This window comes from Flavobacterium noncentrifugens (assembly GCF_900100375.1).
Lineage (GTDB): Bacteria > Bacteroidota > Bacteroidia > Flavobacteriales > Flavobacteriaceae > Flavobacterium > Flavobacterium noncentrifugens.
This window is the reverse complement of sequence record NZ_FNEZ01000006.1, coordinates 140,447-151,761: the sequence shown is the minus strand read 5'-3', so window position 1 is coordinate 151,761 and position 11,315 is coordinate 140,447. Positions and strand designations below refer to the sequence as shown.

Below are 11,315 nucleotides of genomic sequence, written 5' to 3'. Positions count from 1 at the left end.
TTAATTGGTTTTTAATCTTAGGAATCCTTTCATTTGCGACACCTTCCTATCGTGTCGTATGCACACTTCGTAACCTTCGCGGCTACCTTCATCGTTGGTATTGCCTTCGATGGTTTTCAATATGTTGCCAGGCATTACAGCTATGACAAATCCCGCGTGTCCGGTGCCATTTCCAAAATCCATTATGAAAATATCGCCTGGCTTTGGACATCCGACTACTCGTAGTTCCGGTTTGCTGTTCCACATATCAAGAACACCGGCGGTTCTCTTTAGCGGGTTTTCGATCTTTAAATCTTTACAGGCCATTGACACGCACCAGTAAACAAATGCCATGCACCACGCATAGCCCTTTCCAAGTCCCACTGATAGAAGGTATTTTTCAACCGCTTGCCCGCTGTTTGTATTTTTCGGGATTTCCTGAACGCCGTTTTGGCTTTGGGCGTGGTTCAGGGCTATTAATGGTAGTGTCATGCTGTTGTTTCTGTTTTTCCGTTCAACTGTTTGTATTTTTTGAGTTCGTCAACTAACTCGCGATTTTCCTGCATCATGTGCTGAAGTTGTTCGTCAGATCGCTTCATGTGATCCTTTAAATCGTCAAGTTCTTTGACAACTTCTTTATATCTGAGTGCCATATCATCAAGCATTTCGCGGTAATACTTCACGGCCTTTGTTGCGTTATCCAGTTCGTTTGAAGTGACTTCTGCAAGATTTTTACGTCTGGCTGCGAACCAGGTACCGACACCGACCAGTAATGGCAGAATCGCATTGATTAGATATTCGTTCACTGAAATTTCTGTTTAAGGAATGGCTGCTGCAGATCTGCAGCAGCCATTGATTTAATACTAAAGGATCGCTCCGACTAACCTTGCGCGGAAAGGCACACAAAGGAAATAATGGCGGTAAGCCAAATCGTTTGTTTGACCGTGCGGGTTTGTTGCAGCAGGTTGGAAATACTGTTTTGTAAGGCCTGTTTTCTTTGCAATTCCTTCTGGCGAAAATGCTACAGTTCCATCTTTGTCACCTGCAGCAGCGATAGCGCCGTATGCTTTTTTCACATTTGCAGAAGTGTATTTTGGTGCCGTTTTGTACGGCGGGTAAATTTCAAATCCTGCAACAACCGGCGCGGGTGTTCCTTTCACGTGATTTGAAATAAGGTTTCCAAAATTCTTTCTGTCCAATGCCAAATCCGCGTAGTGATTGCTGTTTGGTACCAGACGCATTTCGCCTTCAACAAATCCTGCAATTCTGCACAAGCGTGCAAATTCAACAAGGTCTTCGTACGTCAGTCTTTTACGACCTGTCGAATCTTGCAACCCATCAGGACCGCCTGTAGCAACAAGTACCGGCGTATTGGCTGTGTGCGATGCAGGCGCAATTGAATGGAGCGCTTTAGCATATTTAGCACTTGTAATCGCCTTAGTGCCTTTTTTGGTTACGGTGTCAATTTTGTCGTACGACGCACCGATAACCTGATCATCGGAAACAGTCACGACTTTCGTTTGAAGTTTGTCCAGGGAAAAACTCAATGTACCGTCAGCATATTCCTGTACTGGAATTGGGTAAGTATTGTTGTTAATCAAAACGTCAACTTCAAAGTCAGTTGATGCAACATGAATAACATTTGTTTCGTTAGCAGATCCTTCACCGAAAACTGTAATGTCAGCATCAAGTTCAGTGATATTGTCTAACCAAGGGGCTACATCTGCATTGTCAATGTTTTCAATGACGCGATCTAACCAAACATCTGGGAAATTAGCAGGCATGGGCTTTTTTTATTTAGTGAATAATTTTTTGTACGCTTCAGGGCTTGTGTTTCTGAAGGCTAATTGCGCATCAATTGAAAGTGTTTGGAAACTTTCTTTTGTCATTGTCGCATCACCTGCAAGAACCGTTTCAGCACTCAAAGACACTTTTGCCGGAATTCCTTCTAAAGTCGAGGTCAAAAGCGACAGATCTTGTTTTCCAAGCTTTTCAAAATCAGCCCTTTTTTCTGCCGAAATTTTACCGGCTTTAATGGCCAGATCAACTTGCGTTTTAATTGACAATTCGGCAGCATTTTCAGCAGCAGTTTCGTGCGCCAGTTTTGCCGCAAGCAGCTTCGTGTTTTCGGCCTGTAACGCCAGAACTCTTTTTTCAACTTCTTCAACATCCTGTTCAGGCGTTTTCGTGTCGAATGACAATGCGGCCAGAACGGCCACTGATAAAGTGATTTTCTTCATATTAATAGGATTGTTTAACTCTAAGGTTTGGGTTTCTTCTTCGACTGGTGTAGTTTCATCATCGAAGGTTGTTCCTGGTCCGGATTGGAGCGACAAGCAAAGATTTTTTACATCTTCATCTTTCATTACTTCGCCGTTGTCTGCATAAAGCCTGATCGAATTGGCGTTTGATGGAACTGCTACGATTGAAACTTCGTACAACTCACATTTTGTCATGATCAGTTCTTCACCGATGATCTTTAAATCTTCGCGCTTAAAAGTGATACCCATCGAACAGGAATTGATAAATTCCCGTTCGACTTGACCTGATACTTTTGCAGCATCAGGATCTTCAGTATCAAAGATTGGATCGCCTAATAACAAATCTTTGTCTTCGCGCCAGTTCTCCCATTTTCCCAACACACTTTTAGTGCTGTTCCAGTGGTCATTCAACATCATAGGATTTTTTGAAAATCGCTTTAGACTGATTCCGTTCGTTATGATCCGGAAGCCGTAGCTGTTGGTTTGGTTCTGATCGTTAAAAACAAATGATTTTGGTTTGGGCATAGCAAAAAGGGGTTATATCCATGTGGATTCGGCGGCAAAGATTAGCCGGAAAAATGCATCAAAAAAAAAACTGTTCAATCCTTAAACAGTTGTGTTTGTTGACTTAACCAAGTTGTTAAGCAACTGAACACTTCTTTTTTCACAGCGCTTTACTTTATCAATTTTGCTTCAAAAGATAGATTATGGCGCTACGAAAAAAGCAGGAAATGGAGTTTGCGAAATCACTGTATTTAAGTGGCGGCATAACTCAAAAAGAAATTGCGGAAAGAATCTCAGTTACCGAAAAGACACTAACCAAATGGATCAAAGAAGGTAAATGGGACACTCTTAAAAAATCGTTGCTTACGACAAAACAAAACCAATTGACATTTCTATATGATCAGTTGGAGTGCCTGAACTTAACTATCTCACAAAGGCCGGATCCAATCAAACCAGATGAAAAAATCGAACCTTTCGATTTACTCGTTCAACGCGGCAAATTCGCAACGAGCAAAGAAGCCGATGTGATCATCAAGCTTACAAATGCAATCAAAAAATTAGAAACTGAAACTTCAGTTGGCGATACTGTAGAAGTGGCCAGAAACTTCATTGAATTTGTGCGGCCTCAAAACTTAGAACTTGCCAAACAGATCACAAACCTTTTCGATGTATTCATAACTGCAAAAATGAAGTAATGGCTACAGCAGAAGATAAAAAGTATTTTGAGGAATGGCAGAAATTTCGGGACAACACCCGAAAGGCAACGCCAATTGATCTTAACGAAACTGTTGTCGATAGGCAAAACAGAATTGCAAAACTTGAAAAAGATCCTGAAGCCTGGTTTAAATATTACTTCCCGAATTTTTATACTTCGGAACCGGCACCTTTTCACATCAGAGCCACGCGACGGATCTTAAACAATCCTGAATGGTATGCCGTGCGTTCCTGGTCACGTGAACTTTCAAAAACGGGCCGAACGATGATGGAAGTTCTTTATCTGGTTATGACCGGAAAAAAGAAAAACATCCTAATGGTGTCAAGCACTTACGATAATGCGGTAAGGTTTTTATTGCCATACAAAGTAATTCTGGAAGTAAACAACAGGATCATTACAGATTATGGCGACCAGGAAACGATAGGAAATTGGGAAGCAGGCGAATTTGTAACCAAAAAAGGCGTTTCGTTCAGGGCGTTAGGAGCCGGTCAAAGTCCGCGTGGAACCCGCAAGGATGAAGTACGTCCGGACGCTATAATAATTGATGATATTGATACCGATGAAGAATGCCGTAACCCATCGAGAATAAAAGAAAAAGTGAAATGGATTGAAGAAGCCCTTTACGGTACCAGATCAATTTCAAACCCGCTTTTATTTATGGTCAATGGCAACATCATTGCCAAATATTGTTGTGTTACCGAACTCGCTAAAGTTGCCGATGAACATGAAATCATTAACATTCGCGACAAAAACGGCGTTTCCACATGGCCTGCAAAAAATACTGAAGCTTTAATTGATCGGGCGCTTTCCAAAATATCCTGGTCAGCACAACAAAAGGAATACTTCAATAATCCTGTAAGCAGTGGTGATGTTTTCAAAACACTAAAATTCGATAAATGCCCGCCGCTGAAATCTTGCGATGCTGTAATCGCTTATGCCGATCCATCAACATCAAATAAAGATCGAGGTGTAAACAAACAAGCTTCTTACAAATCTGTAGGTGTGATTGGCCGGAAAGGCACCAAGTACTATCTGTATAAAGTCTGGTTGCGACAAACCAACAATTCAACTTTTGTAAGTTTCTTATTTCAGGCTTACAAGTACATGGAACTGCACGGTGTCGATGTTAAACGTGTGGCAATTGAAAACAATTCACTGCAGGATCCGCACTACGAACAAGTAATCATGCCCGAAATCAAAGCACAAGGAAAAGCGCAAGATCTATACTTGCCGGTTACGCCCGACAAACGGAAAAAAGGCGACAAGTTCGACCGGATTGAAGGAAATCTGGAACCAAAGAACAGGCTTGGAAATCTCATTTTCAACATCGATGAAAAGAATGATCCTGACATGAAAGTGATGGAAGAACAAATGTTGGGAGTAGCTGTAAACGCTAAAATGATGGACGGCCCCGATATGCTCGAAGGCGGTACATGGATGCTTGAAAATAAGACTTTACAAATGGAAGGCGGCTATGCTTTCGGATCAATTAATAGTAGAAGATTTTAGCAGTTATGAATGAAGAAGAAGCGAGAATAACCAAACTTTTAACCGATGCTCACAATGCTTTTGTTGTGCTAGAAATGACGCACCCATCAGACATAAATGACTGGGTAAATGGTATTCATGAATTGCAGAAAATTATAGGAATGCGCATTCTTAGAAGGGATTATCCAGAAACTTACCCCACAATTAATTAGTTATGTTTTTACAAAAAGAAGATTTAGGAAGTGCCATGTATGGCTACCAAATTGACCAAATCACTGAAGGAAACGATGATCTTGTTTTACAGGCAATCAATGCGGCCATTCAGGAAGTTGGCGGCTATTTGGCCGGAACATCGCTCTATGATGTGGCCGCAATATTTGCCGCTGAAGGTTCTGCACGAAATGCCTTGATTGTTACGCACACGGCCACTGTTGCCAAATGGTACATTGTAGAATTATGCAATGCTGACATTATTGCAGAACAGGCAAAAGAACGTTACGACCGCGCGACCGCGTGGCTAACAAAATTGGCTAAAGGAACCGTAAACCTACCGGATCTGCCAATCATTTCAATTGATACCGATGAATCCGAAACTGACACTTTCGGATATGGATCACGCACCAAATTTACACACGATATATAATTTATGGCACCTACTAAAAAACCTGTAGCAGCAAAGGCAACTTTAGCCGCAAAAACCACAAAACCTGCAGCGGCCAAACCGGCGGCAAAAGGCGCACTCGATATGAAGTTGATCAACCAGATTTTGGAAAAGTCAATTTCACGCGTTCGTCAAGATGTTGCGTCCTGGAATGCGGCGCTCACAAATGCCAGAAAAGCAGAGAAACCAAAACGCTTTTTGTTGTATAATTTGTATGATGAAATTTCGATTGATGCCCTTGTAACATCGCAGGTAAAAAATCGCTTTTTAAAGTCGTTGTCTGAAAATTTTATTATTCAGGACAAAGCCGGAAAAAAGAATGAAGAACTTACAAATTTGCTTCAGGATAAAAAATGGGTAAATGATATTAATAAAGCCATTTTAGGATCAATCACACACGGTCATTCTTTGGTCGAATTGTCCTGGATCGGTGAAGGCGAAACTGCAGACTTAAATGCAGATCTGATTCCACGTCAAAACGTGGAACCGCGCGACGGTCTTTTTTATCCAGACTACAACGGCGATAAATCAACCGCTTACCGTTTAATGCCGGAATTCGGAACCTGGCTTTTAGAATTTGGCGATAAAAAGGATTTAGGACTTTTAAATAACGCGGTTCCGCACGTGCTTTTTAAACGGTTTGCGCAATCGTGTTGGTCGGAACTTTGCGAAATTGCAGGGATTCCGCCGCGTGTAATGAAAACTGATACCGGTAATGCGGCGATGTTGCGCCGTGCTGAAAGAATGATGAAGGACATGGGCGCTGCAGCTTGGTTTATTATCGATGAAAACGAAAAGTTTGAGTGGGCGGAAGCGTCAAACGCAAACGGAGATGTATATAAAAACCTCATGACATTTTGTAACAACGAAATTTCTATGTTGTTTTCCGGCGCTGTAATGGGACAAGATACAAAGAACGGTTCCAGATCAAAAGAAGCGGCAATGCAGGAAACTTTGCAGGCGTTGGTTGATGCTGATATGTCATTGATTGAACAATATTGGAACAGTACGATCATTCCGGCACTTTTGCGAATCGGTGTGATTTCTGGCGATTGTGTTTTCACATATCCTGAAGCTACAGATCTGGAACAGCTTTGGAAAATGACAACTGAAGCTGCAGCAAATTTTGAAGTTGATCCGGTTTGGGTTAATGATACTTTTGGCGTGAAAATTTTGGGCGCTAAGAAAACCGAAGCGCTTGCAGGATCCAATCTATCGTTAAATTTTGGTGACGGTTTTTTCGTATAAGCCCCAAAGGTTTTAAAAATTACTTTGGGGCGTTTCATCAGCGCCTTAGCTTTCTATACGATTGCGATTGTCACGATTGTAAAACACAACCGGCACAAATTCACCTGGCCGCCAAAAAGGATTTTAAACAGCTTTTAAACGCCGCTGAAAAGGCGTTTAAAAAGCTGCATGAAAATGGCAGTTATAAGCCTGAAGATCTTTTCAAAGTCAAAGAGTACAAAGATCTGATTAACGGTACCAGCGCAATTTTTAATAGTGCTATCGAAGACAACAAAATCCCAGATGAAATGCTGAAAAGCCTGAAAGAAGACACGTTCTTATTTTCAGCGCTGAAAACCAACGCCCAAATTTTGGAAGCGTCGCAGCTTCTTTTAACTGAAGACAACAAAGTCAAATCGTTCGCCGCGTTTTCACACGACATCGAGAAAATCAAAAGCGGTTACAATCAACTGTATCTGGAATCCGAATATCAGTTTGCAATTACATCGTGGCAAATGGCCGGAAAATGGGCTGAAGTCCTTCCGAATTATTATCTGCAGTATCGCACGGCCAAAGATAACCATGTGCGCGTAAGTCATCAGGCGCTTGCTGATATTACTTTGCCTTCAGATGACGCGTTTTGGATCTCATATTATCCGCCCAATGGTTGGCGCTGCAGGTGCAACGCAATACAGGTTCGTAAAGGGAAATATCCTGAAAGCGACAGCGCAAAATCTATAGCACATGGCGAAGCTGCTACAAGTCAGATCGGGAAAGATGGAAAAAACAAGCTTGAAATTTTCAGGTTTAATCCAGGAATGCAAAAGGCTGTTTTCCCGCCAAAGCATCCTTATAACAAAGTAGCCGGTGCGCAAAAGGTCAAAGCCCTGGTCAAAGAAGAAACCGGCTTTAAGATTGGAAAACAACTTAAAACCGGTGCGGATGTAAGCAGGGTTATGGGTGACTTTGCTACAGCAAATCCAGAATATTTTGTGCGTGGTTATCAATTTACGAAAGCCACTAACAAACGTGGTGTGAACGGCTATACAACGTTGCGCGGCGACATCTATCTGAAAAGTGATAGAATTACGCTTGTTAAAGAAGCTTTAAACAATATCAGATCCGGTAACAAAACAACCTTTGCCCAGGAAGATGCGATTTCAACTATGCATCATGAAATGTGGCACAATGCAAACAAGCCTGGAAACACAAGATTGTCGATTTCCCAAACTAAAACAATGGAATTGGCCAACGAATTCGTTAGCCGAAAAACACTTCCTGAATTCATGAAAAAATTGGGTGGTGAACTTCAAAATGAAAATTTGGTAAATGATAGAAAAAGCACTGGTTACAACAAAATGGTGCGAAAGTATGATCAACTTGTCGAATGGTCAAATGCTCATAAAACTAAAGTTTTAGAATCTGTGAAAGATCATCTGATCAGTGGCGATTATAATAATCAAATGGAAGGTCTTGTAAAAGCGGTCACAAAGAATTCAGCATTCAAGATAAAAGACGCAACCATTGAAACATTAATCAACTATGCGAAGGATGAATCAATACCGGAAGAAATGTATTTGGATTTGTTAAGCAGGAATAAAAGTTTACTCGTTAAAAAATAATTCCAATTCATTTTTATAAATGGATTTTAATTTTTCAGTGAGTTCAGGAATGTTCTTTTCTTCAGCAAAATCTAACATTGAAAACGCCCTGCTTAAAGGTGTATTTTCTCCCATTGCTAAGAAATCTTCTTTGGTATTTATACCAAGTGCAGGCGATAAAAAACGGCTCAAAAAGACTTTATCATCAGTTAAATCAAAAACTGTGACAGATCTTAAATCATGGCCATTATAGAAAAATTTATCATTGCTCATTTCGCAAAGATATAAAATCTTTAAATACAATGACCATAAAGGACTTAGAAAACAATATTACACAAGATGTGGCCATTGAACTGCACGAAGCTTTCGACCGGAACTTTGAGCGCCGTGCATTTTTCGATGAAGCCTGGATAGAACCGAAGCTTGCAAATTCGCGCGGATCAGTAATGAACCGGAGCGGGAACCTGCGGCGCTCGATCCGGTATTCAGTCCAGGCGAATCAAATACTTTTCAGCAGTTCTTTGCCGTATGCTTCCATTCATAACAGCGGCGGTGAAATCGAGGTGACACAAAAGATGAAGTCATTTTTTTGGGCGATGTATTACAAAGCAGCAGGCGCGATCTTATTCAACGTGAAATCAAAAGGCATGGCCAAAACGAAAAAGAACGTCCGGCTGTCAAAAGAAGCTGAACAATGGAAGGCTTTGGCGCTTATGAAAATTGGCCATAAAATCAAAATCGAAAAACGTCAGATCATTGGCGAACATCCGCAAGTAACGAAGATAGTGAAAGACGTTATCGATGAACACATGCAATTATTTAACCAGGAATATATCAAAAAATTCAAGCGATGAAGCAGAGTATTGAAGAACAGATTTTAGAAAAAACGATCAATCATTTAACGCACCACACGACCGCACAATACATTGATGAAGATTGGGGGCAACTATCCGACTATGGTCAGAACCCGCCTGTAAAATGGTTCTGCATCCTTATCGATATATCTGCAGCAAATTATTCGGATATTGGCAGGGATCGAAAAGAATGCCCTGCAAACCGTCAGCAAGGTACCGGCATTTTTACGTTTACGATTGCAGATCTGAAGCTGACCAATTCGAGCGCAAAAGCCCCGGCATTACAAAAGGAAAAATCCCGATCAATTCACGCTTATAAGGAAATGGTTCATGAAGCGCTGCAGGGATTTGCCCCAACGGAAACAACCGGCGGATTCGTAAGAACCGGAATGCGTAAGATTAAAAGGGATGATGGAATTCAGCAGTACCAGATTACATATACGCTTGGATTAAACAACGTTTAAGAAAACAATTGCTGCTGCTGATTGATCTGCGTTTCAAGTTCGCGCAATTCTTTGTTTACCGGCGTTGTGAGTATCGTCCAAAGTGTAGTTCTGGAAATTGGATATACCGGATAGATGTATTTTCTTAATACAACCGCGTCAGCAATATCTTCAGTTTTATGCCTATGGTAAAGTTCCAATATCAATTGATACCGGCGAAGTTTATTCAAACTAATACCTTGTTTTTGAAGCGACATGAAATGGGGTTATGGTGCCAAAGATATATATTTCATATATACGTGTCAAGGTGAGTTTTTTAGCATAAAAAAAGCCCTCAAATTGAGGGCTTTTCATTTTCCATTACAGTGTTGATGTTTTCGAATTCATAGGGTTCAAAAGAATCATGTGCCTTACAATTGGGACACACTGTATATGTGTAAAAATATTCGTCGTCGTCAAAATTCTCATGATCAATTTTATTGACTGGCACTTCCGATTTACATACTTCACAGATCAGATTTGGATATATGTAGCTATATAGATATTTCGGCAAAGGCTGGTGGAAAATCGTTTCCCAATGTCTTTTTTGTTTAACTGTCACGCCTGGCAACAATGACATTTCATCAGCCGTGTCTGGTCGTGAAATTATTCCTTCGGTTCGGACACCATCAAAATATTGCGTTGTGATTATAACATCATTTTCAAAATCAAAGTGATCCGGCAATTTACCTTCAGCTACAAAGTGTGCTTCCCAATAACCTGCAACACGGCTTAGCGTTTTGTTGGCATTAGGATTTCTGGATATACTTTCTCTGTCTATTTTTACAGTTATCATACTATTGTAAGCCGATCCAACATTTGTTACCGGCATTATACCGTTCAACATAAAAATCATAATTTGGCTTATCGACAAATACCGTTGTTAGATGTGACGAATCCGCGCCGTAATCAATTGTATAATATGGATTCTGACCCGCGCCATCTGTTCCGAAACCATAATGAAAAACGGTTTGATCACATTTTACCGTGGCTTCTGGTTGCACCACTGGTGCGTTATTATCATCATCATTGTTGCAGCTTAAAAAAGTGATTGAAAGTAATGCTGCGAGTAATAATTTTTTCATTGTTTAAAATTGTTTATTTTATCTATTAATATTTTACATTGTTCATAGTCCTCTATCTCTTCAGCGGCTTGCAATTGCCGTTTTAATTCTTCGATGTCAAATTCTTTAACTGGCAATTTAAAGATCATCGACCTTATAGCGAAAATATCTTTTTCATGAAGCGACATTTTAATTTCGGCGCCAATGATTCTTCTATCAAGTTCAGACGGGGAACCAACAGGCGGCATAAGAGTTGGAAATAACGGAGGAATTAACGATATATACCATTGTAAATCATCCCCTTCAAAATCTTTAGCAAACTTTTCAATATTTGGCCAAACTGAAGTGCCTGAAAAAACTTTAAAAGTATCCTTATTCATATCCAAAAAGGCGAAAGCAGTAACACCGTTTCTTAGCCTGTCAGTCAAATCTATAAATTTTATCATGATGTGCGCGAATTTAATTAAATATTCTTTTCT

At 40.6% G+C, this 11,315-nt stretch carries 17 protein-coding genes; 8 read left to right on the top strand and 9 right to left on the bottom strand.

Going from position 1 to position 11,315, the window contains the following annotated elements; genetic code table 11:
* From BLS32_RS15875 to BLS32_RS15860, 4 genes are read right to left on the bottom strand one after another with little or no spacing between them, the layout of a single operon-like run.
* On the bottom strand, positions 1–471 hold the full coding sequence (locus BLS32_RS15875) for a CHAP domain-containing protein (RefSeq protein ID WP_091398153.1): 471 nt from the start codon (positions 469–471) through the stop codon (positions 1–3).
* Positions 468–785 (bottom strand): hypothetical protein, encoded by a 318-nt coding sequence (locus BLS32_RS15870; protein ID WP_091398152.1) that lies wholly within the window; start codon positions 783–785, stop codon positions 468–470. Before BLS32_RS15870 ends, BLS32_RS15875 begins: the two co-directional genes overlap by 4 nt.
* 57 nt (positions 786–842) lie before the next feature.
* Positions 843–1,763 carry a hypothetical protein gene (locus BLS32_RS15865; protein ID WP_091398148.1) on the bottom strand — a complete coding sequence of 307 codons (921 nt, stop codon included), beginning with the start codon at positions 1,761–1,763 and terminating at the stop codon, positions 843–845.
* Positions 1,764–1,772: 9 nt separating this feature from the next.
* A complete protein-coding gene (locus BLS32_RS15860) occupies positions 1,773–2,657 on the bottom strand; it encodes an HK97 family phage prohead protease (protein ID WP_217639577.1) in 885 nt (294 codons plus the stop codon).
* A 290-nt stretch (positions 2,658–2,947) separates the two neighbouring features.
* Here BLS32_RS15860 and BLS32_RS15855 point away from each other — a divergent pair, with 290 nt between their 5' ends.
* The 6 genes from BLS32_RS15855 (at position 2,948) to BLS32_RS15830 (ending at position 8,457) form a co-directional block, all read left to right on the top strand.
* Entirely contained in the window at positions 2,948–3,439 is a 492-nt protein-coding gene (locus tag BLS32_RS15855; protein ID WP_091398141.1) for a hypothetical protein, read from the top strand.
* Positions 3,439–4,968, top strand: coding sequence for a hypothetical protein (locus BLS32_RS15850; protein ID WP_091398138.1), 1,530 nt, complete (start codon positions 3,439–3,441; stop codon positions 4,966–4,968). The genes BLS32_RS15855 and BLS32_RS15850 overlap by 1 nt, the downstream gene beginning before the upstream one ends.
* Before the next feature lie 5 nt (positions 4,969–4,973).
* On the top strand, positions 4,974–5,159 hold the full coding sequence (locus BLS32_RS15845) for a hypothetical protein (protein WP_091398135.1): 186 nt from the start codon (positions 4,974–4,976) through the stop codon (positions 5,157–5,159).
* Between the two features lie 2 nt (positions 5,160–5,161).
* Entirely contained in the window at positions 5,162–5,590 is a 429-nt protein-coding gene (locus BLS32_RS15840; protein WP_091398131.1) for a phage protein Gp36 family protein, read from the top strand.
* Positions 5,591–5,593: 3 nt separating this feature from the next.
* Entirely contained in the window at positions 5,594–6,856 is a 1,263-nt protein-coding gene (locus BLS32_RS15835; RefSeq protein WP_091398129.1) for a phage portal protein family protein, read from the top strand.
* Positions 6,857–7,350: 494 nt separating this feature from the next.
* Positions 7,351–8,457: a phage head morphogenesis protein gene (locus BLS32_RS15830; RefSeq protein WP_170227603.1), complete on the top strand. Its 1,107-nt coding sequence runs from the start codon at positions 7,351–7,353 to the stop codon at positions 8,455–8,457.
* Here BLS32_RS15830 and BLS32_RS15825 read toward each other — a convergent pair.
* Complete coding sequence (locus BLS32_RS15825; RefSeq protein WP_091398122.1) at positions 8,440–8,709, bottom strand: hypothetical protein; 270 nt, start codon at positions 8,707–8,709, stop codon at positions 8,440–8,442. The two genes, BLS32_RS15830 and BLS32_RS15825, sit on opposite strands and share 18 nt — an antisense overlap.
* 29 nt (positions 8,710–8,738) lie before the next feature.
* Between BLS32_RS15825 and BLS32_RS15820 the strand changes: the two genes are divergently transcribed.
* Together BLS32_RS15820 and BLS32_RS15815 are read left to right on the top strand one after the other, a co-directional pair.
* Positions 8,739–9,290, top strand: a complete 552-nt coding sequence (locus BLS32_RS15820; protein ID WP_091398119.1) for a phage virion morphogenesis family protein — start codon at positions 8,739–8,741, stop codon at positions 9,288–9,290.
* Positions 9,287–9,754 carry a hypothetical protein gene (locus tag BLS32_RS15815; protein WP_091398116.1) on the top strand — a complete coding sequence of 156 codons (468 nt, stop codon included), beginning with the start codon at positions 9,287–9,289 and terminating at the stop codon, positions 9,752–9,754. The genes BLS32_RS15820 and BLS32_RS15815 overlap by 4 nt, the downstream gene beginning before the upstream one ends.
* Here the strand turns inward: BLS32_RS15815 and BLS32_RS15810 are convergent.
* The 4 genes from BLS32_RS15810 to BLS32_RS15795 all read right to left on the bottom strand — a co-directional run bounded on the left by BLS32_RS15810 (position 9,751) and on the right by BLS32_RS15795 (position 11,282).
* On the bottom strand, positions 9,751–9,963 hold the full coding sequence (locus BLS32_RS15810) for a hypothetical protein (RefSeq protein WP_371860036.1): 213 nt from the start codon (positions 9,961–9,963) through the stop codon (positions 9,751–9,753). The genes BLS32_RS15815 and BLS32_RS15810 overlap by 4 nt on opposite strands.
* 104 nt (positions 9,964–10,067) lie before the next feature.
* Positions 10,068–10,568, bottom strand: coding sequence for a hypothetical protein (locus BLS32_RS15805; RefSeq protein ID WP_091398110.1), 501 nt, complete (start codon positions 10,566–10,568; stop codon positions 10,068–10,070).
* A gap of 1 nt (position 10,569) precedes the next feature.
* Positions 10,570–10,857: a hypothetical protein gene (locus tag BLS32_RS15800; RefSeq protein WP_091398107.1), complete on the bottom strand. Its 288-nt coding sequence runs from the start codon at positions 10,855–10,857 to the stop codon at positions 10,570–10,572.
* Positions 10,854–11,282 carry a hypothetical protein gene (locus BLS32_RS15795; protein WP_091398105.1) on the bottom strand — a complete coding sequence of 143 codons (429 nt, stop codon included), beginning with the start codon at positions 11,280–11,282 and terminating at the stop codon, positions 10,854–10,856. The genes BLS32_RS15800 and BLS32_RS15795 overlap by 4 nt, the downstream gene beginning before the upstream one ends.
* Between the last annotated feature and the right edge of the window lie 33 nt (positions 11,283–11,315).

Coding starts and splice junctions, on each gene's coding strand:
- BLS32_RS15850 (WP_091398138.1), top strand. CDS start 3,439: ATGGCTACAGCAGAAGATAAAAAGTATTTTGAGGAATGGCAGAAATTT.
- BLS32_RS15840 (WP_091398131.1), top strand. CDS start 5,162: ATGTTTTTACAAAAAGAAGATTTAGGAAGTGCCATGTATGGCTACCAA.
- BLS32_RS15795 (WP_091398105.1), bottom strand. CDS start 11,282: ATGATAAAATTTATAGATTTGACTGACAGGCTAAGAAACGGTGTTACT.
- BLS32_RS15855 (WP_091398141.1), top strand. CDS start 2,948: ATGGCGCTACGAAAAAAGCAGGAAATGGAGTTTGCGAAATCACTGTAT.
- BLS32_RS15875 (WP_091398153.1), bottom strand. CDS start 471: ATGACACTACCATTAATAGCCCTGAACCACGCCCAAAGCCAAAACGGC.
- BLS32_RS15825 (WP_091398122.1), bottom strand. CDS start 8,709: ATGAGCAATGATAAATTTTTCTATAATGGCCATGATTTAAGATCTGTC.
- BLS32_RS15860 (WP_217639577.1), bottom strand. CDS start 2,657: ATGATGTTGAATGACCACTGGAACAGCACTAAAAGTGTGTTGGGAAAA.
- BLS32_RS15805 (WP_091398110.1), bottom strand. CDS start 10,568: ATGATAACTGTAAAAATAGACAGAGAAAGTATATCCAGAAATCCTAAT.
- BLS32_RS15830 (WP_170227603.1), top strand. CDS start 7,351: ATGGCCGGAAAATGGGCTGAAGTCCTTCCGAATTATTATCTGCAGTAT.
- BLS32_RS15865 (WP_091398148.1), bottom strand. CDS start 1,763: ATGCCTGCTAATTTCCCAGATGTTTGGTTAGATCGCGTCATTGAAAAC.
- BLS32_RS15835 (WP_091398129.1), top strand. CDS start 5,594: ATGGCACCTACTAAAAAACCTGTAGCAGCAAAGGCAACTTTAGCCGCA.
- BLS32_RS15845 (WP_091398135.1), top strand. CDS start 4,974: ATGAATGAAGAAGAAGCGAGAATAACCAAACTTTTAACCGATGCTCAC.
- BLS32_RS15820 (WP_091398119.1), top strand. CDS start 8,739: ATGACCATAAAGGACTTAGAAAACAATATTACACAAGATGTGGCCATT.
- BLS32_RS15815 (WP_091398116.1), top strand. CDS start 9,287: ATGAAGCAGAGTATTGAAGAACAGATTTTAGAAAAAACGATCAATCAT.
- BLS32_RS15800 (WP_091398107.1), bottom strand. CDS start 10,857: ATGAAAAAATTATTACTCGCAGCATTACTTTCAATCACTTTTTTAAGC.